Below are 25,501 nucleotides of genomic sequence, written 5' to 3' on the forward strand. Positions count from 1 at the left end.
ATAAGGAAGATGAGCTATAAGAACTTCAAATTCGACGTCGACGCGGACGGTATCGCACTCGTAACTTGGGATATGCCGGATAAGTCCATGAACGTCTTCACCGAAGCGGTGATGAAGGAACTCGACGCGATCGTCGATCGGGTTGCGAAGGATGAAGCGATCAAGGGAGCCGTGATCACCTCCGGCAAGGACACTTTCTCCGGCGGTGCCGACTTGACCATGCTCAAGCGCATGTTCCAGCTTTTCCAGGAAGAGAAGGCGAAGGACCCGAAGAAGGCGGTCGAGATCTTGTTCGAAAATACTGGCAAGATGGGCGGCCTTTTCCGCAAGCTGGAAACATGCGGGAAACCTTGGGTTTCGGCGATCAATGGTACCTGCATGGGCGGTGCATTCGAAATGTCGTTAGCTTGCCATGGCCGAGTCGTTTCCGACGACCCGTCGGTGAAGATGGCCCTACCGGAAGTCAAGGTCGGCATCTTTCCGGGTGCTGGTGGTACACAACGTGTTCCACGCCTGACCAACCAGCAGGACGCACTGCAGATGATGACGACTGGTTCCAGTCTCACCGCATCGCGCGCCAAGGCGATGGGGCTGGTGCATGAGGTCGTTCCGGCGAAGAAGCTGGTGGATGCTGCCAAGAAGATGATCAAGGCTGGTCTTAAGCCAGTCCAGCCTTGGGACGAGAAAGGCTTCAAGCTTCCGGGTGGTGCGATATATTCGCCAGCCGGCGCAAATCTCTGGCCGGCGGCGACCGCCATCCTGCGCCGCGAAACCTATGGCAATTATCCAGGCGCGGCCTCGATCCTGAAATCGGTATATGAGGGTCTGCTCGTCCCATTCGATACAGCGCTCAAGATCGAGCAGCGTTACTTCACCAAAATCCTGCAGACGACGGAAGCGGGAATGATGATCCGCTCCTTGTTTGTATCTCTGCAGGAACTGAACAAGGGCGCCCGCCGTCCAGCTGACGTCAAACCGACGAAATTCAAAAAAATCGGTGTTATCGGTGCAGGCTTCATGGGAGCGGGCATTGCCTACGTTACTGCCAAAGCCGGCATCCCGGTGGTGCTCCTCGACCAAAGCCTCGAGGCTGCGGAAAAGGGCAAGGCGCATTCCGTCGAGCTGGTTACCAAGGAAATGCAGAGGGGCAAGGCCACTGCAGAAGAAAAGGAAAAGCTTCTCGGCCTGATCACACCATCTGCTGACTATGCCGATCTCGAAGGCGCAGATCTCGTCATCGAAGCGGTGTTCGAAGATCGTGAAGTCAAGCGGATCGCTACAGAAAAGGCGGAAGCCGTGCTGAAGCCGGCCGCGATTTTTGCATCTAACACGTCGACACTACCCATTACTGGTCTTGCCAAGGTCTCGCAACGTCCTAAGAATTTCGTCGGAATTCATTTTTTCTCGCCCGTCGACAAGATGCTGCTGGTGGAAGTCATTCTTGGCAAGAAAACATCGGACAAGGCGCTTGCTGTTGCGCTTGACTACGTACGCGCGATCAAGAAGACGCCGATTGTGGTCAATGACACACGCGGCTTCTACGTCAATCGCTGCGTTCTGCGCTACATGTCGGAAGCTTACAACATGCTCATCGAAGGTGTTCCGCCCGCGATGATCGAGAATGTGGCACGAATGGCAGGCATGCCGGTCGGTCCGTTGGCGCTCAATGACGAGACTGCGATTGACCTGTCGCAGAAGATACTGAAGGCCATATTAGCTGATCTTGGGCCAAAGGCTGTTGATCCGCGGCATGTTGAGCTCGTGAACACGCTGGTCGATAAGTATGATCGCCGTGGCCGCAAGAACGGCAAGGGCTTCTACGATTATCCGGCGAAGCCTGCCAAAAAGCATTTGTGGCCCGAGTTGAAGACGCTTTATCCGCAACAGGACCCGGACAAGATCGACGTCGAGGTACTGAAGCAGCGCTTCCTGTTCACGATCGCGCTGGAAGCTGCACGCGTCATGGAGGAAGGCATTGTGACCGATCCGCGTGAAGCGGATGTGGGGTCGATCCTTGCCTTCGGCTTTGCACCATATACTGGCGGAACCCTTTCCTACATCGATGGGATGGGCGCGGCGAACTTCGTCGAAATCGCCAAGGGCCTGCAGCGGAAGTATGGCGCACAGTTCAAGGCGCCGAAGCTTTTGCTCGACATGGTTGAGAAAGGCGAGACCTTCTACGACCGTTTCAATCCGTACTCCGCAGAGGACAAAAAACAGGCTGCTTGATAAGGGTGAGAGGTGAGAAGTTACATCTTTCCCTTAGCGTGTGGCCCAACAAAGCTCATGAGAAGCACGCTTTGCAATGCAACGACAGTTGCCGACGTCGCAATGATGTCGGCAATCGACCATCCTAAGTATCGGACCACGCGTCAAAAAAACTGTGAAAAATGAGAAAGTTTTCCGTAATTCTACTCGACTTTTGGCAAATTCCTTTATAAAACAGCATTGAAGGTATTTTTTCCTTTATTTAGGTATCATCATGTTTTCACATGACCGCATATGGGCGGCCATAGATGCGCTGGCAGAACGCCACTCGCTTTCCGTATCGGGATTGGCGAAGCGTGCGGGGCTTGATCCAACAACCTTCAACAAATCCAAGCGCTACGCTGTTGACGGACGCGCAAGATGGCCGTCAACAGAATCGCTCGCCAAGATCATGGAAGCTACCGGCGCTTCTCTGGACGAATTCATGACGCTCGTTTTGGGCAGGGCCAGCGGCGGGAATGGTGGCGCGACACGTGCTGTACCGCTGCTTGGCTTCGCGCAGGCAGGCGCTGGAGGCTTTTTCGACGATGGCGGCTTTCCTGTGGGCCAAGGCTGGGATGTCGTCGAGTTTCCGGTAGGGTCTGCCGACTCTGTTTATGCGCTTGAAGTGTCGGGCGAATCCATGCTGCCGCTCTATCGCGACGGCGATACGATCATCGTTGCGCCCGGCGCGGCAGTGCGACGGGGTGATCGTGTGGTGGTGCGTACAAAGGACGGGGAAGTCATGGCCAAGATACTTGCACGACAGACACCGCGGACAATCGAGTTGCAGTCGATGAACCCCGAGCACCCCAATCGCACCTTCGATGCAGTCCATATCGATTGGATCGCACGGATCCTGTGGGCAAGCCAATAGGAACGCATTTTACATGCGCCAGCTACCGCTTTATGCCCTGACCGTTCTGGTGGCTTTGGGGCTGATCTACGCTTTCGTCGCCCCCTTTAACGGGGGCATCGATACGCCTAGTCAAAGCCAAGGCGTCGATGTCACGCCAGAGAATTTCGAACTGCCCGATGAGATGACCAATGCCGCGCCAGAAGATCCATCGGAAGCCACACAGCCGCAGGGAAGGGTTACATCACCGCAAGCGCGTCAGGTCGATCCGGATGCGATGGCCCCCTCAGGTATTGACAATGCACCGCTCGAACGAGTTGAGCCTCGCCCACCCCTGAGTACAACGCTGGAAATGCTTCCCGCACCGCCGACAGCTCCTACGCCGGCGCCACCTCCGACACCTGTCGACAACACTGCCAGGCCAGTACTTCTTTATCGCCCCGTCGCTACCGCAGCTGGCACAATTGAAGCAGGCGGTTACCGAATCGCGCTGGATGGGATCGAGGTAGTTCAACCGGAGGAAACCTGCATTATGGATGGCGGTAGTGCATGGCCGTGTGGCATGGCTGCACGGACCGCGTTCCGCAATTGGCTACGCTCTCGCGCTGTCGAGTGCAACGTACCGGGACAACCGCCCGACGATATCATCGCCACGCAATGCAGGCTCGGCAATACGGATCTTGCCGAATGGCTGGTGCAGAATGGTTGGGCACGCGCGAAGGACGGAACGCCCATGGCGGATGGGATGAAGAAAGCCGACGAAGCCAAACTTGGTATCTTTGGTAGTCCCCCCGCAGCGCTGCCAGCCTCAGCCAACTTGCCCATACCGTCGGTGAGTGATGCGCCGGAACCTGCTGCCGAGCCGCTACCGTCTCCGCCACCATTGGCTGTACCAGACGCCCCATTCCCACCGCGCCCGGAATAGCTATGCTTCGTGGCAAACAGCCTCGATGTTATGGCCGTCAAGGTCTCGCACAAACGCGCCGTAATAATTGGGATGGTAATGCGGACGCAATCCGGGTCGTCCGTTGTCACTACCGCCAGCCGCTATCGCAGCCGCGTGAAAAGCATTGACGATATCGCGGCTTTTGACACGAAAGGCGATGTGAAGCGGCGGTTTGTTAGGCTCGCCATTGGTTACCCAGAAGTCGGGCTTGCCACCCTCGCCAAAACCCGCCACATCCGAGCTTCCCGTTACCGAAGCTGGAACTTCGTGGAGCAACTCGTATCCAATTGGAGCGAGCGCTTCCCGATAGAATTTCTTGCTTCGCTCGAAGTCACTTACAACGACACCTGTGTGATCGATCATTCGTCCCTCGGAGAGAATTTGAGGCGCACTATCTCAAGTTAATTGTCCCATGAGCGCTCTCGCAATCAATGCGCGCGTCTCGGCGATTCCGTAGAGTGCCACGAACGATCCGAAGCGCGGTCCGCGTTCTTGGCCAATAAGAACCTCATAGAGCATCTGAAAGAACGATACGGACACGCCCGGGCCCCCCTCCGGGCTTTTTTTCGCATGGTCCTGATAGCGTTCGATGCCGCGGGCCACGTCCAACATGGCATTTTGAATCATGCTACCGTCGGCATCGTCAGGCAGGGCTGCGAGCGTTTTGTCCATCCCCTCGAGTGCCAGACGTTCCACTTCGTCGGGTGCCCGGAATTTCTTTGTCGGCTTTACGAAATCATTGAAATAACGGATAGCGTAGCCGACTAGTGCATCAAGTTCCGGACTGTTCTGCGAGGTCACACCGGGTGCGTAGCGGGAAATGAAACCCCAGAGAACGCTACGGTTTTCAGCGTTGGAAGCGCTGACGAGATTCAACAGAAGCGCGAACGGTACTGGCATCTCCACAATCGGCGGATTTCCATTGTGCAGGTGCCAGACAGGATTGTTCAGCCGGTCTTTCCAGGATTGGCGCTCGTAGGCGGCGAGATAGGTGAAATATTCATCCACTGCCTTGGGAATGACATCGAAATAGAGACGCTTGGCCGTTCTCGGCTTCTGGAACATGTAAAGGCCGAGACTTTCCGTGGGCGCATAGGTCAGCCATTCATCGATACTGATGCCATTCCCCTTTGACTTGGATATCTTTTGGCCAACATCATCGAGAAACAGCTCATAGACGAAATGCTCGGGCGCCCGGCCTCCCAAAATCTCGCAAATGCGGTCGTACACGATTGCATTTGTCTGATGATCCTTGCCGAACATCTCGAAATCCACACTGAGAGCCGCCCAACGCATGCCGAAGTCAGGCTTCCATTGCAGTTTGACATTACCACCCGTCACGGGGACGGTAGTCTCGGTGCCGTTTTCGTCGTCAAAAGTTATCGTGCCGTTCTTGGCGTCGACATTCTTCATCGGCACGTAGAGAACCCTGCCGCTCGTGGGAGAGATCGGCAAAAAGGGGCTATAGGTTGCCTGGCGTTCCTCCCCGAGCGTTGGCAACATCACCTTCATGATGTCATCGTAATGCTTCACCGCTCGAAGCAACACTTCATCGAAGCGTCCTGATTTGTAGTATTCCGTCGCACTGGCAAATTCGTAGTCGAAGCCGAACGTGTCAAGAAAGCGGCACAGCATGACGTTGTTGTGGTCAGCAAAACTGCTGTAATCGCCACCAAAGGGATTTGGGACGGACGACAGTGGCTTATGCAGATGCGGCACTAGTGAGGAGGGGTCCGGTACGTTGTCCGGAATCTTCCGCATGCCGTCCATGTCATCAGAAAAGCACAGCAGCTTGGTGTTGACCAGGTCCTTGGTCAACACCCGAAAGGCATGGCGCACCATGGAAGTGCGCGCCACTTCACCGAATGTGCCGATATGCGGGAGGCCCGAGGGGCCATAGCCCGTTTCGAACAATATCGTCTCGGGGTAACCGGTCTTTTCATAGCGTTTGATGATCTTTCGCGCCTCCTCGAAAGGCCATGCTTTGGCCTCTGCTGCCGCCTCGATTAATTCGGGGCTCAGTTCGATTTGAGTATCAAGGCGCGAAGTCATTCGTTTTTCCTGTGTTCGTGCCGTCTGGTAAGGCGGGCGGACACTATGGCGCAAGGTGGCTGGCGTCAATTGCATGTGCCCGTTTGAATCCAATCTGCTCTGATCTCAAATGGTTCAATCAGCTCAATAAAAATCGACCGGAAAATAACGTAGATAGAGTTCGGATGTAGTGCCTTTTTCCTCCATCGCCTTCAAGGCGAAATTAAAGGCATCGATAAGTTCGCTATTCTTACGTGTGGTCGCAATGGTCAATCCATCACCCAGAAACTGCGGCGCGATATAGGGACCACCGATGAAGGCGCAGCAGTTGCCCGACTCAATGCTGCCGATCCAGAAGGATAGATCCGACCCGTCACCGAATACGGCGTCAATCTTCTTTGCTTGGAGATCCTTGAGCAGGAGATCACGCGAGGGGTAGCCGACCCAATGGCCCTTCGGGAAATCGTTAGCAAAAATCACTTGGTGCACTGACCCTGCTACAACGCCGACTGTCTTTTTTTCGAGCGTATCGGCAAGAGGCTCGGTAAGTGGCGTTTCCTTCAGCGTCACAAATCGTGCCGGCAGCATCATATAAGGTGTCGTAAAGGCGAGTTTCTGACGCAAGGCTGCTGTCGGTCTTAGGCCAGCAATAATCGCTTCCGCTTCTCCATTTTCAAGTGTTGGCAGCAATTCATTCCATGGGCGCGCTTCAACCTGACACATTGCAGTGACAGCGAGCTCATCACAGATCGCCCGCACCAGATCGATATTGAAGCCGGAAATGCGTCCTGTACTATCAATAAAATTGAAGGGCGGATAGTCGACCGTAGTCACAAAACGAATGCGCTCGATTGTGGAAAGATTCGGCTTGGAAACATGTTCACGTCCGTCCCAATAGTGCGGAAAGTTCGACGCGGCATGGGCTGGCGACACCGCCATCAGGACGATGCTTAGAGCGGTTGTAGCGAGTGTGCGGAAATGCATTCGGTCTCAACGTAACAGTGTGATTTGCCGTGAGAGTAACACGATCTGGGTCCCCTTGACAGGCTGGCTCCAGCCCGTTCAGAAAAACTAATGACAATCACGAAATTTCAATATTAATTGTTAATATTTCGCATAGTCTGCATTATATATCGAGAAATACTACTTCTAGTGTATTGATATCTTTATATTTCAATTTTTGATTGAAGGTTTCAGATGGTGTTGTTGCGTAACTTCATTTGCTATTTCCAGATGTCACCGGGGAGTTTAGTTGCCGCCATCCTTCACTAGAGATACCCGCCATGACCAAGGAAATAGCGATTTCGCTCGCCGCACGCCTCTGCGCAGGCGGAATGGCGAAGCCGCCGATCATCGCGGCGTTCAGGCGATCTTTTTACAATGCGACTTCCTTCGTCGAAGAGCTTTATGCATCCGATGGTGCCGATGATGCATTGATCGCCTCGTGTATTGCTGATGAAGCAGGCTTGTTGTTTGAGGAGATAGCTAAAGATGTTCATGTCGTCGCCCCCACGATACCGAATCCAGTGGCTCTGAGGCGTATAAGACACGCAGTAGTCGTCACATGTGATCACACGACATTGATCTATATTGCGCCGACGCTGCAAGAAATTGCAGTGCTCAAACTTCATCTTCCCAAAAGCCAGGATATCGCAGCCCGACTGAGAATAACGACTCCCGCGCATCTTTTAGAATTTCTGCGACTGCATTACGAGCGGGCGCTAGCGGAAAATGCCGTAGACAGCGTTGAAACGACTAGTCGAGGATTCTCGGCAAGGATTGTTGTGACCGGCAGCCAAGGCATTCTTCTCGGGCTTTCGAGCGCGTCAATCCTATTCGGGCTTGCGCTTGCATCTTCTTGCCTATGGTTCATTCTTCACATGCTTTTCTCGGTGTTTTTTTCCGGATGCATCCTACTGCGCCTATTGGCGATGAGGGCAACGATAAGAAGAGAAACGCGAGTCCTCCCAACCGTTCCAGCGCGCGAGCTTCCTGTCTATAGCGTCATGATTGCACTTTACCAGGAGGCCGATGTAGTTCCGCAATTGGTCCGGGCCATGACTGAGCTCAACTGGCCACGCTCGAAGCTGGAAGTAACCTTCCTGTGCGAAGCGGATGACTTCGCGACCATTGCAGCGTTCGAGGATCAAAAACTACCCCATGGTTTCATGGTCATTCCGGTGCCCGGCATCGGGCCTCGTACAAAGCCGAAAGCCCTGAACTACGGACTTCAAATGGCGCGCGGAGAATTTGTGGTTGTTTATGACGCAGAAGACCGACCGGATCCTGATCAACTGCTTGAGGCATGGCAGCGCTTCAGTGTGGGAGGGGGCAATCTAGGCTGCCTGCAAGCTCCATTGGTTATTGCGAACGCTCACGAAGGATGGCTTGCCCGTTTGTTCGCATTTGAATACGTCGTGCATTTCTTTGGCCTCTTGCCCTGGCTTGCCCGCAACGGTCTCGTGTTGCCGCTCGGCGGAAGTTCCAATCATTTTCGCCGCGACTGTCTCGAGGGAGTCGGTGGTTGGGACCCATACAACATGACCGAAGATGCTGAACTTGGTACGCGGCTCGCTCGTCGCGGATTTATTGTCGAGATGTTGTCGCTGCCAACGATTGAAGATGCGCCGACGGTCACCGACGTGTGGTTGCGGCAGCGGACACGCTGGCTGAAAGGCTGGATGCAGACTTGGCTATTCGAGATGCGGCATCCGAGGCAGTTTCTGGGCGATCTCGGTTTTCGACGGTTTCTAGTCTATCACATGTTGATAGCAGGATTAATTGTCTCTTCGCTGCTGTATCCGCTGATGCTTGTTTTCATTGCGTATTCGGGGGTCAATCTTGTTTTGGAAAACGCTGGTACCGCCGACCGCGGCATTTTACTCTATGATTGCATGAATATTACTATGGGTTACCTCTCGTTCCACGCGCTGGGAAAGCGTAGCCCCGTAGGCAAAGATATAAAGGGTTCGATACTGCGCGTCATACCGTTTTATTGGATGTTGGTATCCGTCGCTGCATGGCGTGCGGTCAAACAGCTCTGCACACAGCCCTTTCTATGGGAAAAGACGCCTCACCGACCGGCCGCGGTTAGAGAAAGCCTGGACCCGAACCGATAATCAAGGCGTCCTCGTTGCCGATCAAATCGAGATCTCGGCCCTTGTAGGGTAGGCTCAAGAGTATTCGGCGGATCACTGCATGGCGTGCGCGGCGTTTGTCGTTGGAACGCACGATCGTCCACGGCGCGTAAGGCGTATGGGTCCGAGCAAACATCTGGTCGCGTGCCTTCGTATAGTCGTCCCACTTTTCGGCACCCATGATATCGATCGGTGAGAATTTCCAGTTCTTTAAAGGGCTATGCCTGCGATCATGGAAGCGCTTCAATTGCATGATTTGGCCGATATCGAGCCAGAATTTGAAAAAATGAATATCATCGGCCACGACCATGCGCTCAAGGCCGGGTGCCTCTTCGAGAAATGTCTCATGCTGTTCGGGGGTGCAAAATCCTAGCACGGGCTCGACCCCGGCGCGATTATACCAGGAACGGTCGAAGGTTACGAACTCGCCGGTGGTGGGAAAGTGCGAGACATAGCGTTGGAAATACCATTGGCCCCGCTCGGTCTCGCTGGGTTTGGGCAAGGCGACGTTGCGCGCGGAGCGCGGATTCATGTATTGACGCAAATTGAAGATCGTGCCGCCCTTTCCCGCCGCGTCCCGTCCCTCGAAAACCGCCATCACCCGACCGCCGGTATCCTGTAGCCAGTACTGCAGCTTCACCAGCTCGATTTGCAACTTCTCGAGGGTCTCCGCATATTCGTCTTTTGGCATCTTTTCAGTATAAGGAAAATCACCGGATTCCAGCGCGCCATCTTCGATCCAGGCCGGTAATTTCGGATCGTCAATATTGAAGCTGCGCTTCTTGCCGTCAATCTTCAGTTTGAGTGTAGATTTCCCCTGACCCGGGCGTTGCGATGTCTTTTTTGAATCTTTACCCAACTCATTCATCCTCAATTGACATAAAGCCATGTTATTGGGAGAGCGTTGGCTCGTCCAGAGGCGAAAAAGGACTGTAGTGCAGGAGTTTAACGCATGCGCATATGGAGGCTGGAAAGCCGGACCTTGTGGCGAAGAGCTGTGGAAAGGTTGATCCAGGCGCGGTTTGTGCTGGGAGTTGCTGCATTCATAACGGCCTTGGTTCTGAGTTCCGGCGCGTCCTGGTGGTTGAGTTTTGGCATCCTGATGCTGGTTTTCCTCGCCGTCGTCATGCTTTCCGCAGCTCTCCCCCGCAACACGGCCCGACACCCCGATACGAATATTAATGATCCGGCAATCTTCAGCCTATCAGGTCAGCAACTTGCAACGCAATTGCCGGATCCGCTGATCATTTTTGATCATGAGGGGACGATACTTTACGTCAATCCTGCTGCCAATGGCGCTTTTCCGCCATTGGCGCGGGGCGGTGCGCTATTGATGCATTTTCGTGCGCCTGAAATGCAGACACTGGTTCAATCGGTCGTGGCGGATGCGATGGCACGATCTGTCGATTATTTTGAGCGCGTTCCGGTAGAGCGCTGGTATCGCGCCACCGTGCTTCTGCTCGACCAGGCGGGTGGAGCAGATCGACAATATCTGTTGTCATTCCGCGACCAAACTGAGGCGCATCGTCTGGAGCGCATGCGCTCCGACTTCATCGCCAATGCCAGTCATGAGTTACGCACACCGCTCGCCTCGCTCAGCGGTTTTATTGAGACTTTGCGGGGCCCCGCACGAAATGATGAGGCGGCTCGCGATAATTTCCTCCAGATCATGCAGAAACAGGCCGAACGCATGGCGCGGCTGATCGATGACTTGCTGTCGCTGTCCCGCATCGAGATGAAGGCACATATTGCCGTCAAGGATCAGGTAGATCTGGCGGTAGTGCTCAACCATGTGGCAGACTCACTTAGCCCGCTCGCTGCCGAACTTGGCGTCGAGTTTGAGCGGAATATTGATGCTGGTCCCATCAATGTTCTCGGCGATCGTGATGAACTGACGCAGGTTTTCCAAAACCTCCTGGAAAATGCCTGCAAATATGGCCAATCCGGCAAAAAGATTATCATCGAGTTAAAGCGGGATGGTGGGTCTATCAAGGCCACGATACAGGATTTCGGTCCGGGCATTCCAGACGAGCATATACCGCGGCTTACTGAGCGGTTCTACCGTGTCAGCCTGGAGACGAGCCGAGCTCAGAAGGGAACCGGTCTTGGCCTTGCTATCGTCAAACACATCCTTACACGACATCGCGCACGGCTGATCGTCCGGTCCAAAGTCGGCGAAGGCTCGTCATTCACCGTCGTGTTTTGACCTCCGAAAGTCCACATCTCGTAACAAAAAAGGCGCCACTCGGCGCCTTGATGGGTTGTCTACACTCGAAATTATCGGATGCGCCGGCGATCCGAAGCCGGCTGATACGCCAAACGGGAATGATAGGTGCAGTAAGGCCCTGATTCGCCGACATCATTACCGCAGAAATTGAAATCCGGTTGTAGAGGATCTCCGACTGGCCATTTGCAGGTTCGCTCGCTCAACTGCACAAGTTCGAGCCGCCGGGAAATCGGCACCACAACATCCGTTACAGTCTTCGTGACGGTATGCGTCACGAGATCAGTGCTGTATTCTGTCTGCAATGCGGTTGCGCCGACACTGCGGTTCACAACCCTGCTCGACATGTGTCCGAGGGAGCCGGCGCTTCGATGGCCGCTGGACGCACCGGTGTTGACCTTCTTGCTGCGTGTCTGGGTTGATGTGGTTTTCCCACGTCCCGACAGCTTCAGCCGATGTACCTTGCCAATGACAGCATTGCGGCTGACACCACCCAGTTGTGCTGCGATCTGGCTTGCACTCAGACCTTCGGCCCAAAGTTTCTTTAGCTGCTCTACGCGCTCATCTGTCCAGTTCATCGTTTCCTAGCTCCATATGGGGCTCAGTTTTGTGCGGACGTTAGACTGAATCCTTCCTCGTATCTGGATTGCTCCAGATTGGCCTGATACTATATCTATTCAGATGACGAGGACGCCGCACGAAATCTAGCTATTTCGTTTCTCAACGTACAATATGGGATGACTCTGTGACAAGAGTCGGGCGAGTGTCACGGTATGGGTTTTTGGGGTTTTCCCCAACTTGCGCGGTCAACTGTTACAAAAAACACTCGCTAAGCGGCTTGGGCTTGCTCGTTAGAGTTGCAGGGACGAAATCTTGAATGCATCGACAGCTCAGGTCGCAGTGAAGACTTGTTAAAGTGTTCATTTGACAATTGAGGTTCGAATGACGATATTACGATTGTATGGCCGCCCCCAAAAATGGCATTGTGGGGCGGCTTTTTGATTTCATCGCTGCCGGTTTCTTCCTTGTAATCAGCAGGTTTGGCAAACTGGGTTTTGGAGGCCCTTGACGATATGACGGACGCAAACGCGCAACCGCTTTACGACACTTATGCTCGTGCGGATCTGCGCTTTGAGCGAGGTGAGGGCATGTGGCTAATTACCGAATCCGGTGATCGTTATCTCGACTTCGCTGCCGGTATCGCGGTCAATTCGCTCGGCCACGCGCATCCACACCTCGTCGAGGCCTTGAAAAGTCAAGCCGAGAAGCTTTGGCATGTCTCTAACATCTATGAAATTCCAGGCCAAAAGCGCTTGGGCCAGCGGCTCGTCGATAATACCTTCGCCGACAAGGCCTTCTTCACCAATTCCGGTGCAGAGGCGCTCGAATGCGCGATCAAGACAGCGCGGCGTTATCACTACGTCAACGGTAATCCCGAGCGATTCCGCATCATCACGTTTGAAGGCGCCTTCCATGGCCGTACGCTGGCGACGATTGCCGCTGGTGGTCAGCTGAAATACCTTGAGGGTTTTGGACCAAAGGTCGAAGGCTTTGATCAGGTGCCTTTCGGTGACGAAAAGGCATTGAAGGCAGCAATTGGACCCGAAACCGCCGCCATATTGATCGAACCGATCCAGGGCGAGGGCGGTGTGCGTCCGGTGCCCGACGAGGAACTGCGCGCGCTGCGGAAGCTCTGCGACGAACACGGCTTGCTATTGATCCTTGACGAGGTTCAGACAGGCGTAGGCCGCACGGGCAAGCTCTTCGCGCACGAATGGTCTGGCATCACGCCGGACATCGTAGCCGTCGCCAAAGGCATTGGTGGCGGCTTTCCCCTCGGTGTATGTCTTGCGACCGCCGAAGCCGCCAAGGGCATGACTGCCGGCGTGCATGGCACGACCTACGGTGGCAATCCGTTAGCCATGGCTGTAGGCAATGCAGTGCTTGACATCGTTCTTGAAGAAGGTTTCCTTGATCATGTGCGGCAGATTGCGCTGTTTATGAAACAGGGGCTGGCCTCAATTTCCGATCGCTATCCGGAAGCGATTTCCGAGGTGCGTGGCCGCGGTTTGCTGATCGGTCTGAAGTGCGCTGTACCAAACACGACGATGGTTCAAGCCTTGCGCGACGAACATTTGCTTACCGTCGGCGCGGGCGACAACGTCATTCGCCTTTTGCCACCACTGGTTGCAACCGAAGCGGATGCCCGTGAGGCCCTCACGCGGATCGAAGCTGCAGCTGAGCGTCTGTCAGTCACAGCCAGACTGAAAAGCGCGTAGAGACAAGTCTTATGATGATCAAACAGGACCTCCGTCATTTTACGGATATCTCGGCGCTTTCGCCTAGTGATCTGCGGCACATTCTCAACGATGCGCGCGACCGCAAAACGCGTCTCAAAGCCGGCAATATCGAAAAACCCTTTGCCGGCAAGGTGCTGGCAATGATATTCGACAAGCCTTCAACGCGTACGCGCGTGTCCTTCGATGTGGGCATGCGTCAGCTCGGCGGCGAGACGATCATGCTAACGGGATCGGAAATGCAGCTTGGCCGCAGCGAGACTATTGCCGACACCGCAAAGGTGTTGTCGCGCTATGTCGATATCATCATGATGCGAACAACCACGCATGAACGCCTGATAGAGATGGCCGAAAACGCCACAGTGCCAGTGATCAATGCGCTGACGGATGACACCCATCCGTGCCAGATTATGGCAGATATCATGACATTCGAGGAACATCGCGGTGCGGTGAAGGGCAGGACTTTCGCCTGGACGGGTGACGGCAACAATGTGCTGCACTCGCTCGTCGAGGCAGCAGCGCGATTTGATTTCAATCTCAACATCGCGACGCCGGAAGGCAGCGAACCGGACAGCAAATATCTTGATTGGGCCAAGCGCGCTGGCGGCAAGATTAGACTGACAACTGATCCAATTTCGGCCGTCGAAGGTGTCGATTGTATCGTTACCGATACCTGGGTGTCGATGGGACAGGAGGGTCGCGCGCGCGGCCACAACGTGTTCATGCCATACCAGGTCAACGACGCATTGCTAAAACATGCCGACCCTGATGCGCTGTTCATGCATTGCCTTCCCGCACACCGCGGCGAGGAGGTGACTGACTCCGTCATTGATGGACCGCATTCCGTCGTTTTTGATGAAGCGGAAAACCGTCTACATGCACAAAAGGCAATTCTTGCCTGGTGCCTCGAAGGAGGTCGCCCGAATGTCTGATTCTTCCATCCGCACTGACGAATATGTATTCGCTGGCGATGATGCCGTGGTTCCGTTCCAGGTTGAGGAATTGGACGCGCGCGGGCGTGCCGTTCAGCTCGGACCTGCACTAGATGACATTTTGAGCCGCCACGACTATCCGGAGCCTGTAGCGAAGCTTCTAGCGGAGGCGATCGTGCTTACGGTATTGCTCGGCACATCGCTGAAATTCGATGGGAAGTTCATCTTCCAGTCCCAGTCGGACGGACCAGTCGACATGCTGGTCGTCGACTTTCGCACGCCGAATTCCGTTCGCGCGTACGCGCGCTATGACGAGGAGCGCTTGGCCGAAGCCATCGCTGAGAACAAACTTTCGCCAGTAGAGCTGATGGGTGGCGGCACGCTCGCACTCACCGTCGATCAGGGCGAATACACCCAGCGATATCAGGGCATCGTTGCGCTCGATGGTTCCAACCTCGAAGAGATCGCCAAGACCTATTTCCGCCAGTCCGAGCAGATTCCCACAGACCTTCGTCTTTCGGTTGCAAAGCTGATCGAACGTGGCGAAGACGGCAAGCCGGTCGAGCAATGGCGGGCCGGTGGGCTCATTGTGCAGTTTCTGCCTGAATCGGAACTGCGCATGCGTCAGCGTGATCTACCAGCGGGTGACGCGCCGGAATCTGACGACGACGATGAAGTCGACCTTGTCGAAGACGATGACTGGGCTGAAATCAAGGCACTCGTTGCGACTATCGAAAGCTCGGAATTGACCGATCCTCAAGTTGGAGCTGAACGACTGCTATACCGCCTGTTCCATGAGCGAGGCGTCCGCGTTTTCGACGCGGTGCCGGTGAACGATGATTGCTCGTGCTCACGCGAGAAAATTGCCGGCGTACTCTCTGGCTTCACTGCTGAAGAGATTACTGACAGCATAGAGGATGGCAAGATTAGTGTCACCTGCGAATTTTGCTCGACAGAATATGAATTCGATCCGGCAGAGTTTTTGCCAAAGAATTGAGCAATCAGGCACGCATTGGCGCGGTTACTTCGTGAACGATCGTTACCACAATTAATAGTGCGATGAATGCGCAGATAATCAGCCAAAGCGGCCATACTCTCGTTGATTTCTTCGCCAGAAGGCCAACGATGAGACCGGGGACCATCACCAGCGCGACCAACTGACTGACAGCTTCCGTTCTCGTTGTGAAGCTTGGCAGACTATAGCCGAGAAACTGTGCGCCTATGGCCAAAGCAAAGGCAACGGCAGAGCAGGCCAAAGCCTTGATGTAAGGCGATTGAGTACGATTTGTCTCTTGCATCAGTTCAGTGTGCGTAACTGATCGGGCAGGTCAAGTGAGAATGCTGGGATCTCGATATCAAAGCGTACTCCGCTGTCGGTCTGCATTGTATAGCGACCGACCATGACGCCAGATGTCGTCGTCAGGGGACAACCGGAAGAGTATTGGAAGGAGTCGCCGGGATTGAGAATAGGTTGTTCACCGATGACGCCCGGACCGCGTACTTCCTCCATGTGGCCATTACCGTCGGTGATTTTCCAGTAGCGCGCACGCAATTGCACAGTAATCTCCGACTCGTTGGCGATGGTAATGCGATATCCCCAAACGTAACGGTTCTCTTCCGGATTGGATTGCTCCTCCAGATAGAACGGTTCGACGGTTACCTCAATATCGCGGGTAATGGCTTTGTACATACCTTCTCTCAGTTTATGTCCCTCATATCGCGGCTCGGCGCGATCACGTCAACCGCCCAGAGAAAGTCCGGTTTAAATCCTTCGTGATCGGCGCATTTCTCGCTAATATAGGGATGAAGCCGTTCGGTGGAGCTAAGCAATTCTGTTGATGAGCCTCGAAGAATTTGCAGAAATGGCGCTTTCATTTCCTGAAACTATTCAGGCAAGTCATTTCAGCACGACCGATTTTAGGGTGAATGGAAAAATGTTTGCAACGCTGCGCCCTGAGAAGCTGCGCGGTGTATTGTTGCTCACTCGGGAAGATCAATCCCTCTTGTGTGAGACGTCGAGAAATATGTTTGAGCCTGTGCCGGGAAGCTGGGGCGAAAAAGGTTCGACCTATGTCGTTCTGGACAGCGCCGATCCGGACGCAGTCCGCCATGCCATGGCGATCGCCTGGAAGAGGGCCGCGCCGAAATCAGTCTCCGCGCGGCATATCCTCTAATCTTCTACAGTGCCGCTTTCAGAGCGATATCGAGATCCTCGATCAGATCGTCCGCGTCTTCAAGCCCGACCGACAGCCGTAATAAACCATCGGAAATACCGAGTTCGGCGCGGGCCTCGTCCGTGAGATTTTTGTGGGTAGTTGTGGTCGGATGGGTGATCAGGCTCTTTGAATCACCGAGATTGTTGGAAATCTGGATGACTTCCAGGGTGTTCTCGACATTGAACGTCGCCTTCTTGGCGCCCTTTACTTCGAAGGCGATCAGTGTGGAACCGCCCGACATTTGCTTGGCGATGACATCAGCCTGCGGATGATCGGCACGGCCCGGATAAATTACCTTGGAGATCGCCGGATGATCGGCAAGGAAATCGGCGATTTTTGCTGCGCTCTCCGTCTGCTGGCGCACACGTACGGCCAAAGTTTCGAGGCCCTTCAGCATGACCCATGAGTTGAACGGGCTGAGCCCAGGGCCGGTATGGCGGAAATATTCGTGCAGATTTTCGTCTACCCACTGCTTGTCGGAAAGGATCACGCCGCCAAGACAACGACCTTGTCCATCGATATGTTTGGTCGTGGAATAGACAACGATGTGTGCACCGAGTTCCAGCGGCTTCTGGAAGAGCGGCGTCGCGAAGACGTTATCGACGATGAGCTTGGCGCCGACCGAATTGGCCACCTGTGCCACAGCCGAAATATCGATGACTTCGAGTGTCGGGTTGGTCGGGCTTTCGAGGAACAGCACCTTGGTGTTCGGGCGGATGGCGTTTTGCCAGTTCTCGATCCTCGAACCATCTATCAAAGTAAAATCAACACCGTAGCGCGGCAGAAGCGTTTCTATAATGTAGCGACATGAGCCGAACATCGCCCTTGCGGCCAGAACGTGGTCGCCGGCCTTGACCTGGCAGATGATGGCTGCTGCCACAGCCGCCATGCCTGACGCCGTAGCACGCGCATCTTCAGCGCCTTCCAATGCGCACATGCGCTTTTCGAACATGTCCGTTGTCGGATTAGCATAGCGGGAATAGATGAAGCCCGGCTCCTCACCCTTGAAACGGGCTTCAGCGGCTTCGGCGCTGGGGTAGACAAACCCTTGCGTCAGGAACAAGGCTTCGGATGTTTCACCGAAGCCTGAACGCAGCGTTCCGGCATGGACGAGTTGGGTTGCGGGGCGTAGCTTGCGGGTGATGTTCGCGGTCATCGTCTTCTCAATCTGCCAGAATCTGGCCAATAAAAAACCGGCCTTGCGTGAATCGCAAAAAGGCCGGACGAAACCGGGCCTCTTTTAGCAAATTATTTAACGTGGCTGCAAGCCGGCCGGCCAAATCACCACGGGATAAAACTGCTTTAATCCTCTCAAGCGCTTGCGTCAACCGGGCGAGACGCTAAAGCTTTTGTATGTTTTTGTAAGGTTTTGGCGATCGACATGAGTAGACATCAAGCGGGCATTCTGGCGGACCGCGGCATCAGGGCTCTGCATCAAGCCGGCGCGCTCAGGACGGAGCGCGATTTTGATGGTGACCAGATCCAACCTGCGAGCCTTGACTTGCGGCTTGGTACGAAAGCTTATCGCGTTCGTGCCAGTTTCATGCCGGGGCCTGGAACCGCCGTTATCGACAAGCTTGAGCGTCTCAAGCTGCATGAAATCGATCTGACCGAAGGCGCGGTGCTTGAAACCGGCTGTGTCTATATCGTTCCCTTGTTGGAAAGCCTGAGCCTGCCGCCTGAGGTCTCTGCTTCGGCCAACCCGAAAAGCTCCACCGGTCGACTCGACATTTTCACGCGCGTCATCGTCGACGGTGCGCAGGAATTTGACAAAGTGCCAGCAGGCTATCACGGGCCGCTCTATCTTGAGGTCAGTCCGCGCACCTTTCCCATCGTGGCACGTACCGGTTCGCGTCTGTCGCAAATCCGCTTCCGTACCGGGCGCGCGCAATTGGAAGAGGTAGAACTCACGGCTTTGCATGCGGCGGAAACCTTGGTCGCGTCCGAAACGCCCAACATTTCCGGGGGCGGCATCGCGCTGTCAATTGATTTGACTGGCGATGCGAACGGTCTCGTCGGCTATCGCGGCAAACATCATACCGGTGTCGTTGATGTGGATAAACGCGGTGTGCATGACCTTTTTGATTTCTGGGAACCTATCCATGACCGTGGTGCACGCGAACTGGTGCTCGATCCTGATGAGTTCTATATTCTGGTTTCGCGCGAGGCTGTGCATGTGCCACCGCTCTATGCCGCAGAAATGACGCCCTTCGATCCGCTAGTTGGAGAGTTCCGTGTCCACTATGCCGGTTTCTTCGACCCGGGTTTCGGCCATACTGCTGCGGGTGGAACCGGCAGCCGCGCGGTACTCGAGGTGCGTAGCCATGAAGTACCATTCATTCTCGAACATGGTCAGATCGTCGGACGCCTGATCTATGAGCATATGCTGGAGCGCCCGCGTGCACTCTACGGAACCGACCTCGGTTCCAACTACCAGGCACAGGGCCTGAAATTGTCAAAGCACTTTAAATGATACGCGAGGAACGCTTGACAAGAATGGGCTTCAACGAACATTGATAAGCAGATGCGGGTGTAGTTCAATGGTAGAACGGCAGCTTCCCAAGCTGCATACGAGGGTTCGATTCCCTTCACCCGCTCCATCTTTTCCAATACCGGAGAACAAATGTCGGAAAGAATGAACCGCTTCCTGGGAGACTCGCCCGGTCGGGTCCTTGTGAAACTGATCGTGGTCTCGTTGGTGGTGGGCGTCGTCATGAATGCCTTCGACTGGTCTCCTATCGACATTCTTTATGGTTTCGAGAACTTCATTCGCCGCATTTGGAATCTCGGTTTTGGCGCTATCGAACGTTTTGCCGCTTATTTCCTGCTCGGTGCGGTGGTTGTCATTCCCTGCTTCATCATTTTGCGCTTGCTGAGTTATCGGCGCTAATTTCCGCTACAGCCAACTTCGGCCCGAAGGAGCCACAATTGGCGGATATTGGCGGACGGTCTCCTTCAGGAATCTTTCATGTCCGAAAAGAATTTTTATCTGTCGCGCCGCAACTTTCTAGGCCTCACCGCGGCTGCGGTTCTGCCGCTATCTGCCTGCCAGACTGCCGTGAAAACGCCAGGAAAAGTTGTGGGAGCTTCGGCTGTGGCTAATTCAAACGTGCAAGCGATCCGCTCCGCCAATGGCCTCGCCGGGTTGAACGCTGATCCCATGCTGGAACGTGCCGCCTTACAACAGGCGGCCTACATGGCAAGTGCTGGCCGCATGGCTCACACGACAGGCTGGGGTCGCGGCTTTGCCTCCCGTGTAAGGGATAACGAAATCCATGGTCTTGCGGCTGAGAATATCGCCATGGGACACATGGATATCGACCAGCTTTTCGCCAGGTGGATGGCATCGCCGCCACATCGGCGTAACATTCTCGATCGGCAATTTACCCGTTTCGGTTTGGCCTATGCAGAGTCCACAAATGGCGGTGCCGAGCGCTATTGGGCACTGGTTCTGACAAGTTAGCACTGATTGCGGCGATTGCACTGGAAACCGCGGCGAGTCGATGGCATAGAGCAATAGTAGCCGCGTGGTTGCAATCTCCGGTGCTTCATGACAATCGAAACTCCCCTTCTGTCAGGATCAAAAATTGTTCGCCCGTTCGAGGTGACCAACAAGTTGATGCTGGCGATTACGATTCCGGTGATGCTGGCATCGCTGACGACGCCATTGCTCGGACTGGTCGATACTGCGGTGATTGGCCAACTCGGTGATCCGCATCTGCTGGGCGGCCTTGCAATTGGCGCACTGGTTTTCGACTTTCTGTTTTCGACAATGAATTTCCTTCGCGCGGGCACGACCGGGCTTGTAGCGCAGGCAATGGGAAGACACGACAATGTGGAACAGCAAGCAGTCTTTTGGCGCGCCATAGGTATCGCCGCCGTAGCTGGTGTACTCTTCATTGCGGCGACGCCACTAATCCTGCAAGCGACGATCAGTTTCATGAATCCGGATAAGGCAGTCTCGGACGCCATGTCGACCTATGTCTCGATCCGCCTGCTGTCATCGCCCATGGCACTGGGCAATTTCGTGGTTCTGGGTCTGTTGCTCGGCCAAGGGAAGGCAATGCAAGGGCTGTATCTTCAGTTCCTGCTCAATGGTGTCAACGTTCTGATGACAATCTGGTTCGGTCTCGTCATGGGTTGGGGCGTTGCCGGTATTGCTTGGGGGACCTTGCTCGGTGAAACTGTTGCGCTCGTGGTTGGCCTACTCATAATCTACCGACAATTCCGCGCGATACCGAATCCGTCGCGAGCGCGGGTGTTGGATCCGCACGAGATTCGCCGCATGTTTACTGTCAACCGCGATATCATGCTGAGGTCGTTCTTCCTGTTGATCGCCTATGCCTATTTCACCCGCGCTGGAACGGAAGCAGGTGCGGTGATGTTGGCAACGAATGCGGTTTTGATGAACTTCCTGCTGATTTCCGGCTATTTGATTGATGGAGTAACCACTGCCGCAGAACAGATTTCCGGCCGCGCAGTCGGCGCACATTACCGCCCGGCATTCGACCGCGGCATAAAGTTGTCGTTTCTGTGGGGCTTGTTGTTGGCGACAGCGATGGCTGTATTTTTTCTGATCTTTGGTGATGCGATTGTTGCGTTCCTGATCAAATCGGACGAGGTGCAGGAAATGGCGTCGCTTTATTTGCCGTGGGCCGCCTTGGCGCCGGTTGTCGGTCTGCTGGCTTTCCATATGGACGGGGTCTTTATTGGCGCGACATGGTCGCGCGACATGCGTAACATGATGATCCTGTCGCTGATCGGCTATTTCGCTGCCTACTTCATCCTGCCGAAATTCTTCGGTAATCATGGCCTATGGCTAGCGCTGCACCTTTTTCTTGGTTTGCGCGGCATTTCCTTGTTGTCGATTTTGCCGAGCCGGGCACGAATGCAGTTTTCCAACTAGGCGGGGATAGCTTTCGTGGCCCAATCGTCAACGTCGCAATCCCGTAGCGCGGCTACAGTACTGATGCCCTCGCGCTTCAGGGTTGCTGACATGCCCTTGACGATCTCGCTTGCGAGGCCGGGACCACTAAAGATCATGCTAGTGTAAAGCTGGACGAGATCAGCTCCGGCCCGAATTTTAGCAATGGCTGTCGCCGCGCTGTCAATGCCACCAACACCGATTATCGCCAGATCGGTACCCACGCGCTGGCGCATCTTGGCGAGTACAATCGTCGATCGTTCGAACAGTGGCGCTCCGGAGAGGCCGCCTGCCTCACCCGTGCTCTTGCCGCTTTTCAGACCCGCGCGAGACAGCGTGGTGTTGGAAATTATGAGCCCGTCCAGCGAATGCGAACCGATCTCGGCAGCAATATCGTCGAGGCTGGCTTCGGTCAGATCGGGTGCGACCTTGAGAAAAACAGGGCGCCTGACGCCCGGTTGTGCGTCCCGTGTGTCGAGTACCTTTTCGAGTAATTCTCTGAGGCTTTCTCGCGCCTGCAAATCGCGCAAACCTGGCGTGTTTGGAGAGGAAATATTGACCGTAAAATAACTCGCGAGAGAATGGAATTTCCTTATACCTGCCACATAGTCCGCGACGCGGTCAGTTGAGTCCTTGTTTGAGCCGATGTTTATCCCGACGATGCCTGCATGCGAACGCCGCTCGGTCAGGCGTCGAAATGCTGGGTCGTGACCTTCATTGTTGAAGCCAAGCCGGTTGATTACCGCATTGTCTTCCACAAGGCGAAAGATGCGCGGCTTCGGATTGCCAGATTGCGCCCGCGGTGTGAGCGTTCCGACTTCGGCAAAGCCGAAGCCGAGCCGCAGCAATGCATCGGGTACTTCGGCATTTTTGTCATAGCCAGCCGCCATGCCGAGTGGATTAGGAAAACTGAGGCCAGCAATAGCGACCCGCATAGCCGGATCGTTGTTGGGTAAACATGCTGGCACAAGACCCGTCTTCAATGCTTTGATCGAGAGACCGTGCGCATCTTCCGGGTCGAGCCTAAACAGCATTTTGCGGCTAATCGATCCGAACAACCTACTCATGCACTCAACTCCGGAAACCTGTGCTTGCCGTCGCTGCCCAACGGCAATGGCTTGATCCATGAAACAGAGTCGAGAGGCAGTGTGGCATAGAGGTGCGGGAAGAGATCGCCTCCGCGCGAAACCTCATATCTAAGCGCGGTGCCCAGTCTCTCCGCCTCGACTGCGATCAGCACAAGGTCATCCTGACCAGCGAAATGCTTGGCGGCCGTCTCGATTGCCTGGGCCGCCGTGGAAAAATGGATATAGCCATCCGCGTGGTCGATCGGCGCGCCATCGAATACGCCCCTCGCTTCTGCGGCTTTCCAAAGAGCACCCGGAGCAATCTTGTAAATCAGTTGAGTCATAAGCGTCTTTACTAGACACAAAACGCCGATGCGCAAAGGGCAGACTGAACGCCCGTAACAGAAATATCGCCTTACTCCAGATTTTCGGCGTATTATTTCGTCAGGTTCTGAGACGTAAATGTTGGAGGTTCATCCATGTTAGGAACACGAACTTTACTCATCGCGCTAGCTGGTTTCCTATGGTCGTTCGCCGCCACGGCACAAGAAGCGACGACTTATACGCTTCAGAGAACCGATGACGGCTATGTCCGCATGAACAACAAGACTGGCGAAATGTCGATCTGTCAGGAGAAGTCGGATCAGCTTATCTGCAAGTTGGCGGCTGAAGAGCGGGCGGCGTATGAAGATGATATTGCCGACCTCAAGACGAGAGTCGCAAAACTTGAGGACACGGTTGCAGGCATGGGCAAGCTGCCGCCAGTTGTTCGAGATGCTCTTCCATCCGATGAAGATTTTGAAAAAGGACTGAGCTACATGGAGAGGTTCATGCGTCGCTTCATGGGGATTGCCAAGGAATTCGAGGACAAGAGCAAGCCTGCAAATCCGGAGTCACCGCAAAAAACCTGATCTCGGAGTGACAGGAGACTGGCAGGAGGCAAGGCTTCACAGAGTTGTTTGTTCTTGATTTGTTCGATAATTTAATAGACTTTAACCGCTTGAAATTCTTCTCTGGGAGCGGTGAGATGATTGCAGTGCCAAGACTGATTGGAGAGGTATCGATACGGCTTTTTGTGCGCCATGGCGATCAGCAAAAGGCTCTGGATTTCTACGAAAGTGTTTTCGGAGCCCAAGTAGTCGGACGACCCTATCTGCACAATGGCGAACTGATCGCTGCTGAATTGCGCATGGGTGCATCGGTGGTAATGATTGTTGGAGCCAATCCCAAACGCGATGCGGATGCTTCGCTTGGCGGTCCAAGATCTGTTCACGCCATCGGAGCAACGCCGGTCATGCTAGATATTCATGTGGATGATGTCGATCGCGTGATGCACCACGCGATCGAAGAGGGCGGCAATTTACGCAACGAAATCGAGACGCTGGATAGCGGCGATCGCGCCGGAGTGCTTACCGATCCGTTCGGGCATCTCTGGGTTGTCAAATCACGGCGTAAGCACATCGCTGCGTGAATGCAACCGGCCGCCACACGAGCCGATTGCAGATAGGAAGCTCAAACAGCAAAACGTTTGGTCGCGGCGATTAATTCATGCACGATGCCGGGCTCGCTCACCGCGTGGCCGGCATCTTCGACAATGCGCAGATCAGCTTCCGGCCAGACCTTCTTCAAATGCCAGGCATTGAGTAACGGCGTGCACATATCGTAGCGGCCGTGCACTATCACACCGGGGATTTCGCGGATCAAATGGGCATTGCGTAGGATATGGTCATCCGTGTCGAAGAAGCCCTTGTTTTGGAAGTAATGGCACTCAATGCGGGCGAAGGCGATGGCGAAATGGTCGTTTCCAAACGCTTCTTCGCGGGCGGGATCTGGCAACAATGACAAGGCCGAACCTTCCCAGCGTGCCCACAATTTTGCAGCAGCCAGCTGGATTGCAGGGTCCGGGTCGGTCAAACGCTTGTAGTAGGCCGCAATCATATCGCCGCGTTCTTCTTCAGGGATATGCTCTTGATATGCCTCAAAACGATCTGGATAAATGATGCTTGCACCGTTCGAATAGAACCACTCAATCTCGAAACGCCGGATCATGAAAATACCACGCAGAATCAGTGCGCGCACGCGATCGGGATAAGTTTGCGCATAAGCGAGTCCAAGAGTGGAACCCCAAGATCCGCCAAAAACCTGCCACTTGTCGACACCGAGATGTTCGCGAATGCGCTCCATATCGGAGACCAGATCCCAAGTCGTATTCTCATCCAGTTCTGCATGCGGCGTCGATTTCCCGCAACCGCGTTGATCGAAAAGTATGATCCGATAACGTTCAGGATCATGCAGGCGTCGCATCGTCGGATTGATCCCACCCCCGGGGCCACCGTGAACCATAATCACCGGTTTTCCATCAGGATTGCCGCATTCTTCAATGTGAATGGTATGCAATTCCGATACTTGAAGCATCTGTTCCAGATATGGTTGGTTCTCAGGGTAAAGAGTATTTGTAATCATTCATCCCGCCTTCAAGAATAATCCCCACAACGAATAATCGCTCGGGAATGAGGTTTTGCCAAGGCATTTGAATAGACTAGCTTAATCGCCATGCAAGCTTTCTCCATTCAAAACTTTGACGCGCGCTAAAATGCTCTTGATATATCAGTCGATTTGGCTTT

26 protein-coding genes, 1 tRNA gene and 1 riboswitch are annotated in these 25,501 nt (G+C 54.5%); of the genes, 16 read left to right on the top strand and 11 right to left on the bottom strand.

What is annotated here, in order from left to right; all coding sequences use genetic code 11:
* The first annotated feature begins 9 nt into the window (after positions 1-9).
* The 3 genes from PHA01_RS00465 (at position 10) to PHA01_RS00475 (ending at position 4,028) form a co-directional block, all read left to right on the top strand.
* Positions 10-2,229, top strand: coding sequence for a 3-hydroxyacyl-CoA dehydrogenase NAD-binding domain-containing protein (locus PHA01_RS00465; RefSeq protein ID WP_271892541.1), 2,220 nt, complete (start codon positions 10-12; stop codon positions 2,227-2,229).
* A 253-nt stretch (positions 2,230-2,482) separates the two neighbouring features.
* Positions 2,483-3,124 carry a helix-turn-helix transcriptional regulator gene (locus PHA01_RS00470; RefSeq protein ID WP_271892543.1) on the top strand — a complete coding sequence of 214 codons (642 nt, stop codon included), beginning with the start codon at positions 2,483-2,485 and terminating at the stop codon, positions 3,122-3,124.
* Between the two features lie 13 nt (positions 3,125-3,137).
* Positions 3,138-4,028 (top strand): thermonuclease family protein, encoded by an 891-nt coding sequence (locus tag PHA01_RS00475; RefSeq protein ID WP_271892544.1) that lies wholly within the window; start codon positions 3,138-3,140, stop codon positions 4,026-4,028.
* Here PHA01_RS00475 and PHA01_RS00480 read toward each other — a convergent pair whose 3' ends face one another.
* The 3 genes from PHA01_RS00480 to PHA01_RS00490 all read right to left on the bottom strand — a co-directional run bounded on the left by PHA01_RS00480 (position 4,029) and on the right by PHA01_RS00490 (position 7,064).
* The gene (locus tag PHA01_RS00480) at positions 4,029-4,412 is read right to left on the bottom strand and encodes a VOC family protein (protein WP_271892548.1); all 384 of its coding nucleotides are present in this window, start codon (positions 4,410-4,412) and stop codon (positions 4,029-4,031) included.
* Positions 4,413-4,445: 33 nt separating this feature from the next.
* On the bottom strand, positions 4,446-6,101 hold the full coding sequence (locus tag PHA01_RS00485; protein ID WP_271892554.1) for a lysine--tRNA ligase: 1,656 nt from the start codon (positions 6,099-6,101) through the stop codon (positions 4,446-4,448).
* 123 nt (positions 6,102-6,224) lie between these two features.
* A complete protein-coding gene (locus tag PHA01_RS00490) occupies positions 6,225-7,064 on the bottom strand; it encodes a transporter substrate-binding domain-containing protein (protein WP_271892560.1) in 840 nt (279 codons plus the stop codon).
* A 299-nt stretch (positions 7,065-7,363) separates the two neighbouring features.
* Between PHA01_RS00490 and PHA01_RS00495 the strand changes: the two genes are divergently transcribed.
* Complete coding sequence (locus PHA01_RS00495) at positions 7,364-9,199, top strand: glycosyltransferase (RefSeq protein WP_271892566.1); 1,836 nt, start codon at positions 7,364-7,366, stop codon at positions 9,197-9,199.
* Here PHA01_RS00495 and ppk2 read toward each other — a convergent pair.
* Positions 9,171-10,016 carry a polyphosphate kinase 2 gene (ppk2, locus tag PHA01_RS00500; RefSeq protein ID WP_417020905.1) on the bottom strand — a complete coding sequence of 282 codons (846 nt, stop codon included), beginning with the start codon at positions 10,014-10,016 and terminating at the stop codon, positions 9,171-9,173. The genes PHA01_RS00495 and ppk2 overlap by 29 nt on opposite strands.
* 153 nt (positions 10,017-10,169) lie before the next feature.
* Between ppk2 and PHA01_RS00505 the strand changes: the two genes are divergently transcribed.
* Positions 10,170-11,423, top strand: a complete 1,254-nt coding sequence (locus PHA01_RS00505; protein ID WP_271892569.1) for an ATP-binding protein — start codon at positions 10,170-10,172, stop codon at positions 11,421-11,423.
* 71 nt (positions 11,424-11,494) lie between these two features.
* Here PHA01_RS00505 and PHA01_RS00510 read toward each other — a convergent pair whose 3' ends face one another.
* Positions 11,495-12,019 (bottom strand): GcrA family cell cycle regulator, encoded by a 525-nt coding sequence (locus tag PHA01_RS00510; RefSeq protein ID WP_112528248.1) that lies wholly within the window; start codon positions 12,017-12,019, stop codon positions 11,495-11,497.
* Between the two features lie 495 nt (positions 12,020-12,514).
* Here PHA01_RS00510 and PHA01_RS00515 point away from each other — a divergent pair, with 495 nt between their 5' ends.
* From PHA01_RS00515 to PHA01_RS00525, 3 genes are read left to right on the top strand one after another with little or no spacing between them, the layout of a single operon-like run.
* A complete protein-coding gene (locus PHA01_RS00515) occupies positions 12,515-13,720 on the top strand; it encodes an aspartate aminotransferase family protein (protein ID WP_271892573.1) in 1,206 nt (401 codons plus the stop codon).
* 11 nt (positions 13,721-13,731) lie between these two features.
* The gene (gene argF, locus PHA01_RS00520) at positions 13,732-14,670 is read left to right on the top strand and encodes an ornithine carbamoyltransferase (protein WP_271892576.1); all 939 of its coding nucleotides are present in this window, start codon (positions 13,732-13,734) and stop codon (positions 14,668-14,670) included.
* Positions 14,663-15,667, top strand: coding sequence for an Hsp33 family molecular chaperone (locus PHA01_RS00525; protein WP_271892579.1), 1,005 nt, complete (start codon positions 14,663-14,665; stop codon positions 15,665-15,667). Before argF ends, PHA01_RS00525 begins: the two co-directional genes overlap by 8 nt.
* Positions 15,668-15,671: 4 nt before the next feature.
* Here the strand turns inward: PHA01_RS00525 and PHA01_RS00530 are convergent, their stop codons facing one another.
* Positions 15,672-15,968 carry a hypothetical protein gene (locus PHA01_RS00530; RefSeq protein ID WP_271892582.1) on the bottom strand — a complete coding sequence of 99 codons (297 nt, stop codon included), beginning with the start codon at positions 15,966-15,968 and terminating at the stop codon, positions 15,672-15,674.
* Positions 15,968-16,360 carry a Co2+/Mg2+ efflux protein ApaG gene (gene apaG, locus PHA01_RS00535; protein WP_112528256.1) on the bottom strand — a complete coding sequence of 131 codons (393 nt, stop codon included), beginning with the start codon at positions 16,358-16,360 and terminating at the stop codon, positions 15,968-15,970. The genes PHA01_RS00530 and apaG overlap by 1 nt, the downstream gene beginning before the upstream one ends.
* 148 nt (positions 16,361-16,508) lie before the next feature.
* On the opposite strand from apaG, the gene PHA01_RS00540 reads away from it, so the two are divergent.
* On the top strand, positions 16,509-16,844 hold the full coding sequence (locus PHA01_RS00540; RefSeq protein WP_271892585.1) for an MmcQ/YjbR family DNA-binding protein: 336 nt from the start codon (positions 16,509-16,511) through the stop codon (positions 16,842-16,844).
* A gap of 4 nt (positions 16,845-16,848) precedes the next feature.
* Here PHA01_RS00540 and PHA01_RS00545 read toward each other — a convergent pair whose 3' ends face one another.
* Positions 16,849-18,042, bottom strand: coding sequence for an O-succinylhomoserine sulfhydrylase (locus tag PHA01_RS00545; protein ID WP_271892587.1), 1,194 nt, complete (start codon positions 18,040-18,042; stop codon positions 16,849-16,851).
* 62 nt (positions 18,043-18,104) lie between these two features.
* Positions 18,105-18,184: riboswitch (SAM riboswitch) on the bottom strand.
* An 83-nt stretch (positions 18,185-18,267) separates the two neighbouring features.
* On the opposite strand from PHA01_RS00545, the gene PHA01_RS00550 reads away from it, so the two are divergent.
* The 5 genes from PHA01_RS00550 (at position 18,268) to PHA01_RS00570 (ending at position 21,792) form a co-directional block, all read left to right on the top strand.
* Positions 18,268-19,359 (top strand): 2'-deoxycytidine 5'-triphosphate deaminase, encoded by a 1,092-nt coding sequence (locus tag PHA01_RS00550; RefSeq protein ID WP_271892589.1) that lies wholly within the window; start codon positions 18,268-18,270, stop codon positions 19,357-19,359.
* Positions 19,360-19,412: 53 nt separating this feature from the next.
* Positions 19,413-19,486: transfer RNA gene (locus tag PHA01_RS00555), tRNA-Gly, on the top strand.
* Positions 19,487-19,509: 23 nt separating this feature from the next.
* Positions 19,510-19,776, top strand: coding sequence for a DUF6460 domain-containing protein (locus PHA01_RS00560; protein ID WP_209998037.1), 267 nt, complete (start codon positions 19,510-19,512; stop codon positions 19,774-19,776).
* Between the two features lie 78 nt (positions 19,777-19,854).
* Positions 19,855-20,349, top strand: a complete 495-nt coding sequence (locus PHA01_RS00565) for a CAP domain-containing protein (protein ID WP_271892592.1) — start codon at positions 19,855-19,857, stop codon at positions 20,347-20,349.
* 87 nt (positions 20,350-20,436) lie between these two features.
* A complete protein-coding gene (locus PHA01_RS00570) occupies positions 20,437-21,792 on the top strand; it encodes an MATE family efflux transporter (protein WP_271892594.1) in 1,356 nt (451 codons plus the stop codon).
* Here PHA01_RS00570 and PHA01_RS00575 read toward each other — a convergent pair.
* Positions 21,789-22,877 carry a quinone-dependent dihydroorotate dehydrogenase gene (locus PHA01_RS00575; RefSeq protein WP_271892597.1) on the bottom strand — a complete coding sequence of 363 codons (1,089 nt, stop codon included), beginning with the start codon at positions 22,875-22,877 and terminating at the stop codon, positions 21,789-21,791. The two genes, PHA01_RS00570 and PHA01_RS00575, sit on opposite strands and share 4 nt — an antisense overlap.
* Positions 22,874-23,221: a DUF952 domain-containing protein gene (locus tag PHA01_RS00580; protein ID WP_271892599.1), complete on the bottom strand. Its 348-nt coding sequence runs from the start codon at positions 23,219-23,221 to the stop codon at positions 22,874-22,876. Before PHA01_RS00580 ends, PHA01_RS00575 begins: the two co-directional genes overlap by 4 nt.
* 135 nt (positions 23,222-23,356) lie before the next feature.
* Between PHA01_RS00580 and PHA01_RS00585 the strand changes: the two genes are divergently transcribed.
* Positions 23,357-23,788, top strand: a complete 432-nt coding sequence (locus PHA01_RS00585) for a hypothetical protein (RefSeq protein ID WP_271892601.1) — start codon at positions 23,357-23,359, stop codon at positions 23,786-23,788.
* Between the two features lie 116 nt (positions 23,789-23,904).
* A complete protein-coding gene (locus PHA01_RS00590; RefSeq protein WP_112526297.1) occupies positions 23,905-24,348 on the top strand; it encodes a VOC family protein in 444 nt (147 codons plus the stop codon).
* Between the two features lie 41 nt (positions 24,349-24,389).
* Here the strand turns inward: PHA01_RS00590 and pip are convergent, their stop codons facing one another.
* The gene (gene pip, locus PHA01_RS00595) at positions 24,390-25,340 is read right to left on the bottom strand and encodes a prolyl aminopeptidase (protein ID WP_271892604.1); all 951 of its coding nucleotides are present in this window, start codon (positions 25,338-25,340) and stop codon (positions 24,390-24,392) included.
* Positions 25,341-25,501: the final 161 nt, after the last annotated feature.

Origin of the sequence: Candidatus Phyllobacterium onerii, from assembly GCF_028331445.1 — a bacterium.
Classification (GTDB): Bacteria; Pseudomonadota; Alphaproteobacteria; order Rhizobiales; family Rhizobiaceae; genus Phyllobacterium; species Phyllobacterium onerii.